The organism is Yersinia sp. 2542 StPb PI, assembly GCF_048593855.1.
Classification (GTDB): Bacteria; Pseudomonadota; Gammaproteobacteria; order Enterobacterales; family Enterobacteriaceae; genus Yersinia; species Yersinia enterocolitica_E.
In genome coordinates this window covers 88,191-100,681 of record NZ_JAZGQA010000001.1, presented here as the reverse complement: position 1 = coordinate 100,681, position 12,491 = coordinate 88,191, and the positions used below count along the sequence as shown (strand labels likewise).

Below are 12,491 nucleotides of genomic sequence, written 5' to 3'. Positions count from 1 at the left end.
TTAGGTAAGGAGGTGATCCAACCGCAGGTTCCCCTACGGTTACCTTGTTACGACTTCACCCCAGTCATGAATCACAAAGTGGTAAGCGCCCTCCCGAAGGTTAAGCTACCTACTTCTTTTGCAACCCACTCCCATGGTGTGACGGGCGGTGTGTACAAGGCCCGGGAACGTATTCACCGTAGCATTCTGATCTACGATTACTAGCGATTCCGACTTCATGGAGTCGAGTTGCAGACTCCAATCCGGACTACGACAGACTTTATGTGGTCCGCTTGCTCTCGCGAGTTCGCTTCACTTTGTATCTGCCATTGTAGCACGTGTGTAGCCCTACTCGTAAGGGCCATGATGACTTGACGTCATCCCCACCTTCCTCCGGTTTATCACCGGCAGTCTCCCTTGAGTTCCCACCATTACGTGCTGGCAACAAAGGATAAGGGTTGCGCTCGTTGCGGGACTTAACCCAACATTTCACAACACGAGCTGACGACAGCCATGCAGCACCTGTCTCACGGTTCCCGAAGGCACTAAAGCATCTCTGCTAAATTCCGTGGATGTCAAGAGTAGGTAAGGTTCTTCGCGTTGCATCGAATTAAACCACATGCTCCACCGCTTGTGCGGGCCCCCGTCAATTCATTTGAGTTTTAACCTTGCGGCCGTACTCCCCAGGCGGTCGACTTAACGCGTTAGCTCCGGAAGCCACGCCTCAAGGGCACAACCTCCAAGTCGACATCGTTTACAGCGTGGACTACCAGGGTATCTAATCCTGTTTGCTCCCCACGCTTTCGCACCTGAGCGTCAGTCTTTGTCCAGGGGGCCGCCTTCGCCACCGGTATTCCTCCAGATCTCTACGCATTTCACCGCTACACCTGGAATTCTACCCCCCTCTACAAGACTCTAGCTTGCCAGTTTCAAATGCAGTTCCCACGTTAAGCGCGGGGATTTCACATCTGACTTAACAAACCGCCTGCGTGCGCTTTACGCCCAGTAATTCCGATTAACGCTTGCACCCTCCGTATTACCGCGGCTGCTGGCACGGAGTTAGCCGGTGCTTCTTCTGCGAGTAACGTCAATCAACCGTGCTATTAACACGATTGCCTTCCTCCTCGCTGAAAGTGCTTTACAACCCGAAGGCCTTCTTCACACACGCGGCATGGCTGCATCAGGCTTGCGCCCATTGTGCAATATTCCCCACTGCTGCCTCCCGTAGGAGTCTGGACCGTGTCTCAGTTCCAGTGTGGCTGGTCATCCTCTCAGACCAGCTAGGGATCGTCGCCTAGGTGAGCCATTACCCCACCTACTAGCTAATCCCATCTGGGCACATCCGATGGCGTGAGGCCCGAAGGTCCCCCACTTTGCTCTTGCGAGGTCATGCGGTATTAGCTACCGTTTCCAGTAGTTATCCCCCTCCATCAGGCAGTTTCCCAGACATTACTCACCCGTCCGCCGCTCGCCGGCAAAGTAGTAAACTACTTCCCGCTGCCGCTCGACTTGCATGTGTTAGGCCTGCCGCCAGCGTTCAATCTGAGCCATGATCAAACTCTTCAATTTAAGATTTGTTTGATTTGCTACTAATAAAAGCAGCGATGCTCAAAGATTACTTTCTGCAAATAAGCATTCGAACCGAAGTTCAAATGTGTACTGCTTTGGTCACTCTTCAAGACTTTGATATTGCTTCTGCCTGCCGAAACAGGCTTCGATATCGTCTTGCGAGTGCCCACACAGATTGTCTGATAAATTGTTAAAGAGCAGTGCGTTAGCAACCGGTGGTTGGTAACGCGAGGTGCGCATATTACGCTTTCCTCATTCAGAGTCAACTACTAATTTCGTTGAATTTCTCTGTTCTCTTTGCCGGTCACTTAACTACTTGATTCGTTGTGTGCCGTCTCGATGGATGCGCATTATAGGGAGTCGAATTTTTTGCACAACTCTTTTTTCGCCTTTTTCTACTGTTTGAATACTTTTCACTCCTTACGTGCAGATCTTGGTCGATCCGCTGCATTTTCCCTATGATCCCTGCGGTCGATTGGTTGTAATTCCATCAGCAAAGGCTAGTATTGCCGGTAAAGTGTGATCTTATTGAGAGGCTATTGCTATGTCCGACCCTATCCGCCCTTATCTTCATTATTCACCTACTCTTGGTAAACGCGTGATGATCGATGGATCGAGCGTGATCATTGGTAATGTCATTTTGGGTGATGATGTCAGTGTCTGGCCGTTGGTTGCTATTCGTGGTGATGTTAATCAGGTCGTCATTGGCGCTCGTTCAAATATTCAAGATGGTAGTGTGTTACACGTAACCCATCATTCAGAGCATAATCCTGAAGGGAACCCCCTGGTTATTGGTGAAGACGTTACTGTTGGCCATAAAGCGATGCTCCACGGTTGTACTATTGGCAATCGGGTACTGGTGGGGATGGGGTCTATTTTGTTAGATGGTGCAGTTATCGAAGATGATGTGATGATTGGCGCGGGGAGTCTGGTTTCCCCAGGTAAACGATTAGTCAGTGGTTACCTCTATATGGGGAGCCCAGCCAGACAAGTTCGCCCTTTAACGCCGGCAGAATTAGAAGGCCTACTTTATTCTGCAAGCAACTACGTACGCTGGAAAGATGACTATCTGGCAGAAACTAAATAAGCAGTAACATAAGATGCAGGGAGTAAGTCATCATCTTCCCTGCATTATTGAATATCTTTCTATCGACTCAGTTCATCACGCAACTTATTTAGCACCGGTGTTATCTGTGGCATCACGCCATGCCAAAGTTTGAAAGCATGGGCTGCCTGCCCCACCAGCATCCCTAAGCCATCAGCGTAACTCGCCACACCCAACTGCTTAGCCCAAGCTAAAAATGGTGTATCCCCCACTTGATAAAACATGTCATAGCAACGTGTTGCAGGACTCATAATATCTTTAGATAAGTTTGGTACTTCGCCATGAATTCCAGCAGCGGTAGCATTTATGATTAAGTCAAACTGCTGCCCGCTCAGCGCCTGCATTTCGGCAGCCTCGATATCACCCAAATGATGAAAGACTTCGGCAAGCTGCTGTGCGCGGCTATAAGTCCGGTTAGTGATGACCACAGTGCATCCATAAGAGAGTAACGGCAAGATCACACCACGAGCAGCCCCCCCCGCGCCCACCAATAAGATCCGATCAGAGACTCGGATCAAACCCTGGCGCTCAAGATCACTGAGCAAACCAATACCGTCCGTATTATCACCTAACAAGCGCCCGTCTTCTAGTTGCTTGATAGTATTGACAGCACCTGCCAGTGACGCACGATCGGTTAGTTCATCACATTTGGCATAAGCGCGCTCTTTAAACGGCGTGGTAATGTTCGCGCCTAATGCACCATCTGCAAAAAACGACGTTAACGTTTCCTCAAAAGCGCCATGAGCGGCTAATACCATACCGTATTGATGCTCTATACCTGTCTGCTCGGCAAAAAGCGCATGAATCCTTGGCGACTTACTGTGCCCAATGGGGTTACCAAACACTGCGAAATTCTGATCCATGCTACTTTCTATCCTTGGCGAAATTGCTTACCGGTTAACGCATCTCTTATTTCAGACGGATTCAAACGACCACCCACCTCGCCAGAGAGCACAGGGAGAAAAGGGCCAAATTGCATTCTCACTTCAGCTTCTGTACGGCATGGCTCGCGACCGCTTAAGTTGGCACTGGTTGAAACCAGTGGCTTGCCATATTGCGAGCAAAGCTGCTGTACCAGTGGGTGGTCACTCACCCTTACAGCCAATGAGCCAAAACTGCCCGTTAACCAACGCGGTGTCTTAGCTCGCGCTGGAATAACCCATGTTACGGGCCCAGGCCAACAGGAGAAGAGCATTTCCTGTTGCGCTGTATTCAGCATTGAGTCATCAATATATGGCTTCAACTGCTCATAGTTAGCGGCGATTAAGATCAAACCTTTTTGCCATGGCCGCTGTTTTAAAGCTAATAAAGCATTTACTGCTTTTTCACTATCAGGGTCACAACCTAAACCAAAAACGGCTTCTGTTGGATAAGCGATGACCTCTTCTTGTTGCAAAGCCCGCAATACATCTGACAAAGCACCACTATTTTCTTGTTTATTCACGCTGTTATTACTCACTTACCACTGCCTTCCCACATAACTTGCTAGCGCAAAAACGTTTTACACCTTGCGCGGTTCTCTTTTCCATTAACAATGAATAGTGGCAATACGCACACTCTCCGGCAATGGGTTGCTGATTAATTGTAAACTGGCAATCGGGATAGCGATTGCAGGCGTGGAAGATCTTTCCAAACCGGGACTTGCGCTGTAGTAACTTGCCTTGGCCACATTGTGGGCAATCAATCGATGTTTCATCAGGCTTATCAATAACTTCCGTATGATCACATTGTGGATATTGGCTACAACCAATAAACATACCAAAACGCCCTTGCCGTAACACCATTTCTGAACCGCATTCAGGGCAATATTGTCCTTCAAGAACTTTCACGATATGCCCATCAGATTGCGCTTTCAACGGGCGCATGTACTGGCAGCCGGGATAATGTGAACAACCAAGGAATGGGCCATGACCCCCACTACGAATGACTAAAGCCGATCCGCATTCAGGACACGACCCATTATCCTTGGCAATAACTGTTTTCGTCATAACGCCTTCTATATAAGGTTATTAGCCAGCGATACTACCACTTAGTGCAAATAACCTTCATTGACTTCAAAAAGTAGCTCTTCCATCTGCTGATAGGCACTTTCATAACCCGGTATGTTAAACAGCACCATCAGCACAACCCATTTGAGATCCTCCAAGTCAATCTCATTAGAGTCCAATGCCATAATACGGTCGATGACCATCTCACGGGTATCAAGATGTAACACCTGAATTTGCTCAAGAAATAGGATGAAGCCGCGACAAGTGGTATCCAGACGTTGGGCTTCTTCCGCCGTATAAATCCGCAATGCTTGCGGATCAGCAGCATAAAGATAAGGTGCTTTCTGCCCTTCTTGTAGGTCTGCGAGAGCCTCTAACCAGTTCAGGGCGTTGTTGATATCCTCACGATAGAAACCTGCGTCCGCAAGATCGTCAGTAATCTTGTCTTGATCAACAAGCATTTCCGACTCGTTATGCATATAAGTTTCAAATAAGTAAATTAAAACGTCGAACATGGCCTGCCCTCCTTAATCGGACATAGCCGCCGGGTACAGCTGCGATCCACCCTGCTAACTCCAGCTCAAGCAATTTGCTGACGATATCTGGCACAGGTTGGCCGGCACGTTCGGCGACGACATCAACGGGTGTCACCTCATCTCCTACGTTAGCCAACACATCAGCAAATGGCAATTCAACTTGCTCCTCTGATGCAGAAATAGTTACTTTCTCGGGCAATGATACCCATTGAAGTGAACCGCCCACTTGTGTAGCTATCTCTTGTGCTGACCTCGCCAGATATGCGCCTTGTTGAATCAGCCAGTGCACACCTTCGCTGGTTGCACTCCCTAATGGCCCCGGTAAAGCAAAAACATCTCTCCCTTGCTCTATAGCATAGCGGGCAGTAATCAAAGAGCCACTTTTCAGCGTAGCTTCAACCACTAATACAGCAGAACTTAGCCCACTGATAATACGATTCCTTCTGGGGAAATGGGCAGCGACCGGCAATGCTGTTGTCAAAAACTCTGAGACCAGAGCCCCGCCTTGGCACTCAATGTCTTTGGCCAGATGACGATGTCGACGTGGATATATGTTCTCCAACCCACTACCTAATACCGCGATGGTCTTTCCTTTAGCATTCAAAGCCGCTTGATGACAAATCCCATCAATCCCAATTGCCAGACCACTGGTGATAACCAACCCCGTTCGAGCCAGTTCTGAAGCAAAGTAACAGCCCCACTGCTCACCATAGTGGCTGAAATGACGGCTACCCACCATGGCAATCTGAGAGCGATACAACACATCCAGCTCGCCAGAAACAAACAGCACCAGAGGAGCGGCAGAGATATGAGCCAAACGGGGTGGATAGCTTGGCTCACCGTAGGCTACTAAGTGGTGAGAAGGCTGACTCAGCCAAGTTAAACTGGCCTCAATATAGCGAGGATCTACTTGATAAAACTGCTGGCATTGCTGAGCATCCAATCCGTAAGCAGCCAATCTGCCGGGGTGGACATCACCACGGGCAAGTAACCGTCTGACCAATGCACTGCTTTTCGCTACCCCAAATCCCTTAACCTTGCTCATCCTGAGCCATAATTCAGCCGCTAACATATTGCCTCCCTGGCTTGCTTTCTATGCTGACACCGATTTGTTCAATTGGTAGACGATGCTGTCAATCAGAGCCGGAAATGTCTAGAATAGAGATTGAATATCATTCACTACTCGGACGCAGATCTAGATATTTATGTCAGTATTACAAGTATTACATTACCCAGATGAGCGGCTGCGCAAAATTGCTGCGCCGGTAAAAGAAGTCAATGGTGAAATCCAGCGTATTGTGGACGACATGTTCGAGACCATGTACGCAGAGGAAGGCATTGGCCTTGCCGCAACCCAAGTGGATGTTCATAAACAAATTATCGTGATTGATGTTTCGGAAAATCGTGACCAACGCCTGGTGTTGATTAACCCAGAGCTGTTGGAGAAAAGCGGTGAAACCGGCATTGAAGAAGGTTGCTTATCAATTCCTGAGCAACGGGCATTAGTCCCTCGCGCTGAAAAAGTAAAAATCAGAGCGCTGGACCGTGATGGTAAACCGTTCGAACTGGAAGCGGATGATTTATTAGCAATCTGTATTCAGCACGAAATGGACCATTTGGTTGGCAAACTGTTTGTGGACTATTTATCGCCGCTGAAACGTCAGCGTATCCGCCAAAAGTTGGAGAAAATGGCCAAGTTAAATGCCCGAGCCGACTAACCCCATCTAATGCAGGAAACCAACGTGTCTGACTCTTTGCGGATTATTTTTGCAGGAACTCCTGATTTTGCAGCGCGCCATCTTGGCGCGTTGTTGTCTTCCCAACATCAGATTGTTGGTGTTTTCACTCAACCGGACCGCCCCGCTGGCCGAGGTAATAAACTGACCCCGAGCCCAGTGAAGGTATTGGCAGAACAACAAAGTATTCCCGTTTTTCAGCCGAAATCGCTACGGCCCGAGGAGAACCAACATCTCGTGGCTGATCTGAATGCTGATATTATGGTCGTGGTTGCCTATGGTCTGATTTTGCCTGCATCTGTCTTGGCAATGCCGCGATTAGGCTGTATTAACGTCCATGGTTCCCTATTACCACGCTGGCGTGGTGCTGCGCCTATCCAACGTTCAGTATGGGCCGGTGATGCAAAAACTGGGGTAACAATCATGCAAATGGATGTTGGACTAGACACCGGGGATATGCTGCATAAAATTGAATGTGATATTCAGCCGGATGATACCAGTGCGACAATGTACGATAAGCTGGCGCAATTAGGGCCTCAGGGCTTATTGATAACATTGCAGCAATTAGCGCAAGGCAGTGCACAGCCGGAAGTACAAAATGAGGCACAAGCCACTTATGCAGAAAAGCTAAGTAAAGAGGAGGCCAAATTAGATTGGTCACTTTCTGCGGCTCAGTTAGAACGCTGTATTCGTGCTTTTAATCCTTGGCCAGTTAGCTATTTTGTCGTTGATGAACAGCTCATCAAGGTCTGGCAGGCACAGGTACTTCCTAAAGTAGATAATACCAAGCCCGGAACCATCATTCATGCAGATAAACATGGGATCCAAGTGGCTACCGCAGATGGCGTTTTAAATATCACGCAACTGCAACCAGCCGGCAAGAAAGCCATGTCCGCAGCTGACTTATTAAATTCACGTCGCGAATGGTTTGCGCCCGGTAGTCAACTAGCATAATAACTCAGCAGCTACAGCTATATACCTAATAGATGTCAAGATGCAGGAAGGCCGGTCCAGAGATGGCCAAGTAGCGAGAGCAGCCAACACCCCTGCAACTTGAAAGATGACGGATGTAGGTTTCATCGCCCGATACTTCATCATCGGGCCACTTTCCCTTTATTTGCTGACGTTTGTCGGCTTTTTTGGTTATGAAAAACACATATAATCTCCGCAGCATCGCTGCTAAAGCAATTAGCCAGGTATTGGATCAGGGGCAATCGCTCAGTACCGTTTTGCCTGGGCTACAGAAAAATATTTCAGATAAAGATCGCGCATTGCTACAGGAGTTGTGTTTTGGCACTTTGCGTGTTCTACCACAGCTAGAGTGGTGTATCCAGCAGTTGATGGCGCGCCCAATGACCGGTAAACAGCGTGTTTTTCACTACCTGATTATGATCGGGCTATACCAGTTGGTTTATACCCGGATTCCGCCACATGCTGCTTTAGCCGAAACGGTTGAAGGTGCCACTGCGCTGAAACGTCCGCAACTAAAAGGGTTGATCAACGGTGTACTACGTCAATTCCAACGTCAGCAAGTGGAATTACTGGAGCGCGCTGCAAATAGTGATAGCCGTTACCTGCATCCTAGCTGGTTATTAGCGCGTATTAAGCAAGCCTATCCAGAACAATGGCAGCAGATTGTGGACGCGAATAACCAAAAGCCACCAATGTGGCTGCGGGTAAATCGTCTCCATCATACCCGCGGTGAATATCTCGAGCTGTTAAAGCAAGCGGAGATAGATGCAGAACCTCATGCCTTTTATCCCGATGCAGTACGGCTTATTGCCCCGTGCGCCGTCAATGATCTGCCTGGTTTCGAACAAGGCTGGGTAACAGTGCAAGATGCTTCAGCCCAAGGTTGTGTTGATCTGCTTGATCCGCAAAATGGTGAACAGATCCTTGATTTATGTGCCGCTCCGGGCGGTAAAACAACACACATCCTCGAAGCTGCGCCAAAAGCACATGTATTAGCTGTGGATATTGATGAACAACGGCTCAGCCGGGTTAAGGAAAATTTACAACGTCTGAAATTACATGCTGTGGTGCGAGTCGGCGATGGTCGAACCCCGGATGCATGGTGTGACGATCAGCAATTTGATCGTATTCTGCTAGATGCACCTTGCTCTGCCACCGGTGTGATTCGTCGCCACCCTGATATCAAATGGTTGCGCCGAGACAGTGATATTGCCGACCTGGCAGAATTACAATCTGAGATCATTGAAGCTATCTGGCCTAGACTGAAGAAAGGTGGCGTAATGGTTTATGCTACTTGTTCGATATTACCGCAAGAGAATCAGCAACAGATAGCCGCTTTCCTGCAACGGCATTGTGAAGCAGAATTGGTTGAAACTGGTACTAACGTGACTCCCGGTAAACAAAACTTGCCACACCCTGAGGATGGCGATGGTTTCTTTTATGCGAAGTTAATCAAAAGATAATCGTGGCTTTGGCTATGCCTCAAAACCTAATTTCAGTGTGGAACAGAGAACGCTATGAAAATAATTATTCTTGGGGCGGGGCAAGTTGGCGGAACCCTGGCAGAAAATCTGGTAGGCGAGAACAACGATATCACCGTTGTGGATATTGACTCTGGCCGCCTACGCCAGTTGCAAGATAAATTTGATCTGCGTGTGGTACAAGGGCATGGATCGCATCCGAGAGTCTTGCGGGAAGCGGGGGCTGAAGATGCCGATATGTTGGTTGCAGTGACCAATTCTGATGAAACCAATATGGTTGCCTGCCAAATTGCGTATTCACTATTTAATACACCAAATCGCATCGCACGTATCCGTTCGGCTGAATATATTCGTGAAGCTGATAAGCTTTTTCTGCCAGAAGCGGTACCCATTGACCATTTGATATCACCGGAACAGCTAGTTATCGATAATATCTATAAACTTATCGAATATCCTGGTGCATTACAGGTAGTTAATTTTGCTGAAGGTAAAGTCAGTATTGCGGCGGTAAAAGCCTATTATGGCGGCCCATTGGTGGGGAATGCATTATCCTCTCTGCGTGAACACATGCCTCATATTGATACCAGAGTGGCAGCAATCTTTCGTCAAGATCGACCAATTCGTCCACAGGGCTCCACTATCATTGAAGCAGGTGATGAAGTCTTCTTTGTTGCTGCCTCACAGCATATCCGCGCTGTAATGAGTGAGTTACAACGTCTTGAAAAACCCTATAAGCGCATTATGATTGTTGGCGGTGGTAATGTCGGAGCCGGTTTAGCCCTACGATTAGAAAAAGATTACAGTGTAAAATTAATTGAGCGTAACCCGCAGCGAGCCGCCGAATTAGCCGAGATGTTACACGATACTATTGTATTTTATGGCGATGCGTCAGACCAGGAACTGCTGGCAGAAGAGCATATTGAACAGGTCGATGTCTTTATTGCCATTACCAATGACGATGAAGCCAATATTATGTCCGCGATGCTGGCAAAACGGATGGGCGCAAAAAAGGCAATGGTATTAATCCAACGTAGCGCCTATGTCGATCTGGTTCAAGGAAGCGTTATTGATATTGTCATCTCACCGCAGCAGGCCACTATTTCAGCCCTTTTAGGTCATGTCCGTAAAGCGGATATTGTCAGTGTTTCTTCATTAAGGCGGGGTGTGGCTGAGGCAATCGAAGCAATTGCCCACGGTGATGAAACCACATCAAAAGTTGTTGGCCGAATGGTTGAGGATATAAAGTTACCACCAGGTACTACCATTGGGGCAATTGTACGTGGGGATGAGGTTATCATTGCCAACAGCAACTCCATAATTAAACAGGGTGACCACGTAGTGATGTTTATTACTCACAAAAAATTCGTGCCCGATGTGGAGCGGTTGTTCCAACCAAGCCCATTCTTCCTGTAATTATTAATAATTAACTAGTTCGAACCCATTTATAAATTAAAACTATTTCCGTAGATAGTGGGAAAATTTTCTATAATTATGGTTCTATCGAGTTTTATTTAGCTAAGATTAAGTCATTCATTTTTAAAGGGGGTGTCATTTATGAGTTTTATGAAGGAATTTCGTGAATTTGCCATGCGTGGCAATGTGGTCGATTTGGCAGTCGGGGTAATTATTGGTGCCGCATTTGGCAGAATTGTTTCTTCACTTGTCGCCGACATCATCATGCCGCCACTTGGCTTATTGCTTGGGGGGGTCGATTTCAAGCAATTCCATTTCATATTACGTGCTGCTGAAGGGACTATACCTGCTGTAGTAATGAAATACGGTACATTCATTCAGAGCATTTTCGATTTTGTTATTGTGGCGCTCGCTATATTTTCCGCCGTGAAGCTAATGAATAAAATGCGCCGTGAAAAAGCGGAAGAGCCTACAGCACCGCCAGCACCAACAACAGAAGAAAAGCTGTTAGCCGAGATTCGTGATTTACTGAAAGCGCAGCAATCAAAGTAAGTTCAGTTTTGATAAACGTAAAAGCCATCATATGATGGCTTCTTACTGCTTTCAAATCAGAAGACCAGTGGTAATGAATCTATTGATTGCTTACCACTGGCCTCCCAGTTACTACCTTTTGCGTATTTTTCTTTACGCCGATAACTTCCTTTTCCTTTACTGTTCTGCTCGATACGTTGCCTGAAAAGTGGGTCATGGAGTAATGCCTCTAGCGCATTATCTTTAATTTTCCCCTTGGTATGTCGATATACCGCCATAATAAAACCTCACTGATAAATTTATTGATTAAAAATCCTACGCATAATACTGCTAATGTAAGCTGATTTAAACTACCCACCTAAAATTTAGTCTTTAGCTGATTCTTCAGTCGCCCCTTGTTCCAGTGCTTCCAGAATAGAACAATAAGTCGTTGCATGAGTACTTCCGCAGCAGGCATTACTAAGGCGTTTTAGTGATTCACGCATTCTTTTAAACTCAGTTATCTTACTTTCCACATCATGTAATCGAGAATCCACAATTGCTTTTGATTCCTGACAGGTATGATGTTCAGGATCGACACGAATCGACAGTAATTCGGCGATAGTTTCTAATGTAAACCCGAGCTGCTTCGCATAGCGGATAAAACGTAAACGCTGTAAATCTTGTTCACTATACAGTCGGTAACCGCCTTCTGTCCGTTTGCCATGATCCATCATTCCTTGTTTCTCATAGTAGCGAATAGTATCTGGTGTAACATCTGCCAGTTTAGCGAGTTGCCCAATTTTTAACATTTAGTTACTCCTCTTTTGACAGTTTATCGACCATTTTATGTTGGTACTCCTGATGGAGAAAGTCAGTGCTAAACCCTGCTTGTCTCAATCTCAGTTCTAATAATGCCAAGCGCTTATGTAAATTCTGGTAGTTGTCGTGCTGCTTATCTATCTGTGACAACAATTCGGCGACAGTAAGTGCTTCTTGACGATCCTGTAATTCAACGGGGAGGTACCCTGCATTTCTCAGTAATCTGTAACCTGCTCTCAAATCAAGAGGAACTAGGGAGTCATCATCTAGCTGTAGTGGTTTACCGCTGCCTGACAGATTATCGAGTTCGCCCTTTTGCTGAGCATCAATAATGCGTCGTTCCGCCCATTCATCAATTAATTCCATATCACGACCAGGAG

The 12,491-nt window shown here is 47.1% G+C and carries 15 protein-coding genes and 1 rRNA gene; 6 read left to right on the top strand and 10 right to left on the bottom strand.

The features are described from left to right. Positions 1 to 5: 5 nt before the first annotated feature. Together V1952_RS00570 and V1952_RS00565 are read right to left on the bottom strand one after the other, a co-directional pair. Positions 6 to 1,548 (bottom strand): 16S ribosomal RNA (locus V1952_RS00570). A 99-nt stretch (positions 1,549 to 1,647) separates the two neighbouring features. After that, positions 1,648 to 1,788 carry a hypothetical protein gene (locus tag V1952_RS00565; RefSeq protein WP_186368661.1) on the bottom strand — a complete coding sequence of 47 codons (141 nt, stop codon included), beginning with the start codon at positions 1,786 to 1,788 and terminating at the stop codon, positions 1,648 to 1,650. A 304-nt stretch (positions 1,789 to 2,092) separates the two neighbouring features. Here V1952_RS00565 and V1952_RS00560 point away from each other — a divergent pair, with 304 nt between their 5' ends. Continuing rightward, entirely contained in the window at positions 2,093 to 2,635 is a 543-nt protein-coding gene (locus V1952_RS00560; protein ID WP_083161145.1) for a gamma carbonic anhydrase family protein, read from the top strand. Positions 2,636 to 2,694: 59 nt separating this feature from the next. Here the strand turns inward: V1952_RS00560 and aroE are convergent, their stop codons facing one another. Genes aroE through dprA form a run of 5 tightly spaced genes read right to left on the bottom strand, consistent with a single transcriptional unit; the run spans position 2,695 to position 6,249 of the window. Next, a complete protein-coding gene (gene aroE / locus V1952_RS00555; protein ID WP_372560356.1) occupies positions 2,695 to 3,516 on the bottom strand; it encodes a shikimate dehydrogenase in 822 nt (273 codons plus the stop codon). 8 nt (positions 3,517 to 3,524) lie between these two features. Beyond that, positions 3,525 to 4,097 (bottom strand): L-threonylcarbamoyladenylate synthase type 1 TsaC, encoded by a 573-nt coding sequence (gene tsaC, locus V1952_RS00550; protein ID WP_372560691.1) that lies wholly within the window; start codon positions 4,095 to 4,097, stop codon positions 3,525 to 3,527. A 7-nt stretch (positions 4,098 to 4,104) separates the two neighbouring features. Beyond that, on the bottom strand, positions 4,105 to 4,641 hold the full coding sequence (locus V1952_RS00545) for a type I DNA topoisomerase (protein ID WP_372560355.1): 537 nt from the start codon (positions 4,639 to 4,641) through the stop codon (positions 4,105 to 4,107). Positions 4,642 to 4,682: 41 nt separating this feature from the next. Further along, positions 4,683 to 5,156, bottom strand: coding sequence for a DUF494 family protein (locus V1952_RS00540; protein WP_032906609.1), 474 nt, complete (start codon positions 5,154 to 5,156; stop codon positions 4,683 to 4,685). Beyond that, entirely contained in the window at positions 5,128 to 6,249 is a 1,122-nt protein-coding gene (dprA, locus tag V1952_RS00535; RefSeq protein WP_372560354.1) for a DNA-protecting protein DprA, read from the bottom strand. The genes V1952_RS00540 and dprA overlap by 29 nt, the downstream gene beginning before the upstream one ends. 133 nt (positions 6,250 to 6,382) lie before the next feature. Here dprA and def point away from each other — a divergent pair, with 133 nt between their 5' ends. From def to mscL, 5 genes are all read left to right on the top strand, one after another. Further along, positions 6,383 to 6,895, top strand: coding sequence for a peptide deformylase (gene def / locus V1952_RS00530; protein WP_083161153.1), 513 nt, complete (start codon positions 6,383 to 6,385; stop codon positions 6,893 to 6,895). A 24-nt stretch (positions 6,896 to 6,919) separates the two neighbouring features. Beyond that, a complete protein-coding gene (gene fmt, locus V1952_RS00525) occupies positions 6,920 to 7,867 on the top strand; it encodes a methionyl-tRNA formyltransferase (RefSeq protein WP_083161155.1) in 948 nt (315 codons plus the stop codon). Between the two features lie 191 nt (positions 7,868 to 8,058). Next, on the top strand, positions 8,059 to 9,348 hold the full coding sequence (rsmB, locus tag V1952_RS00520; protein ID WP_420072127.1) for a 16S rRNA (cytosine(967)-C(5))-methyltransferase RsmB: 1,290 nt from the start codon (positions 8,059 to 8,061) through the stop codon (positions 9,346 to 9,348). 54 nt (positions 9,349 to 9,402) lie between these two features. After that, complete coding sequence (gene trkA, locus V1952_RS00515) at positions 9,403 to 10,779, top strand: Trk system potassium transporter TrkA (protein WP_372560351.1); 1,377 nt, start codon at positions 9,403 to 9,405, stop codon at positions 10,777 to 10,779. Positions 10,780 to 10,920: 141 nt separating this feature from the next. Further along, positions 10,921 to 11,331, top strand: a complete 411-nt coding sequence (gene mscL, locus V1952_RS00510; protein WP_420074198.1) for a large-conductance mechanosensitive channel protein MscL — start codon at positions 10,921 to 10,923, stop codon at positions 11,329 to 11,331. A gap of 56 nt (positions 11,332 to 11,387) precedes the next feature. Here the strand turns inward: mscL and V1952_RS00505 are convergent, their stop codons facing one another. The 3 genes from V1952_RS00505 to V1952_RS00495 all read right to left on the bottom strand — a co-directional run bounded on the left by V1952_RS00505 (position 11,388) and on the right by V1952_RS00495 (position 12,477). Beyond that, the gene (locus tag V1952_RS00505; protein WP_372560350.1) at positions 11,388 to 11,588 is read right to left on the bottom strand and encodes an alternative ribosome-rescue factor A; all 201 of its coding nucleotides are present in this window, start codon (positions 11,586 to 11,588) and stop codon (positions 11,388 to 11,390) included. Between the two features lie 87 nt (positions 11,589 to 11,675). Then, positions 11,676 to 12,101 (bottom strand): Zn(2+)-responsive transcriptional regulator, encoded by a 426-nt coding sequence (zntR, locus tag V1952_RS00500; protein WP_372560349.1) that lies wholly within the window; start codon positions 12,099 to 12,101, stop codon positions 11,676 to 11,678. Between the two features lie 4 nt (positions 12,102 to 12,105). Continuing rightward, positions 12,106 to 12,477 (bottom strand): DnaJ family domain-containing protein, encoded by a 372-nt coding sequence (locus V1952_RS00495; protein WP_083161165.1) that lies wholly within the window; start codon positions 12,475 to 12,477, stop codon positions 12,106 to 12,108. Positions 12,478 to 12,491: the final 14 nt, after the last annotated feature.

Coding starts and splice junctions, on each gene's coding strand:
- V1952_RS00565 (WP_186368661.1), bottom strand. CDS start 1,788: ATGCGCACCTCGCGTTACCAACCACCGGTTGCTAACGCACTGCTCTTT.
- V1952_RS00560 (WP_083161145.1), top strand. CDS start 2,093: ATGTCCGACCCTATCCGCCCTTATCTTCATTATTCACCTACTCTTGGT.
- aroE (WP_372560356.1), bottom strand. CDS start 3,516: ATGGATCAGAATTTCGCAGTGTTTGGTAACCCCATTGGGCACAGTAAG.
- V1952_RS00545 (WP_372560355.1), bottom strand. CDS start 4,641: ATGACGAAAACAGTTATTGCCAAGGATAATGGGTCGTGTCCTGAATGC.
- V1952_RS00540 (WP_032906609.1), bottom strand. CDS start 5,156: ATGTTCGACGTTTTAATTTACTTATTTGAAACTTATATGCATAACGAG.
- dprA (WP_372560354.1), bottom strand. CDS start 6,249: ATGTTAGCGGCTGAATTATGGCTCAGGATGAGCAAGGTTAAGGGATTT.
- def (WP_083161153.1), top strand. CDS start 6,383: ATGTCAGTATTACAAGTATTACATTACCCAGATGAGCGGCTGCGCAAA.
- rsmB (WP_420072127.1), top strand. CDS start 8,059: ATGAAAAACACATATAATCTCCGCAGCATCGCTGCTAAAGCAATTAGC.
- trkA (WP_372560351.1), top strand. CDS start 9,403: ATGAAAATAATTATTCTTGGGGCGGGGCAAGTTGGCGGAACCCTGGCA.
- mscL (WP_420074198.1), top strand. CDS start 10,921: ATGAGTTTTATGAAGGAATTTCGTGAATTTGCCATGCGTGGCAATGTG.
- V1952_RS00505 (WP_372560350.1), bottom strand. CDS start 11,588: ATGGCGGTATATCGACATACCAAGGGGAAAATTAAAGATAATGCGCTA.
- zntR (WP_372560349.1), bottom strand. CDS start 12,101: ATGTTAAAAATTGGGCAACTCGCTAAACTGGCAGATGTTACACCAGAT.
- V1952_RS00495 (WP_083161165.1), bottom strand. CDS start 12,477: ATGGAATTAATTGATGAATGGGCGGAACGACGCATTATTGATGCTCAG.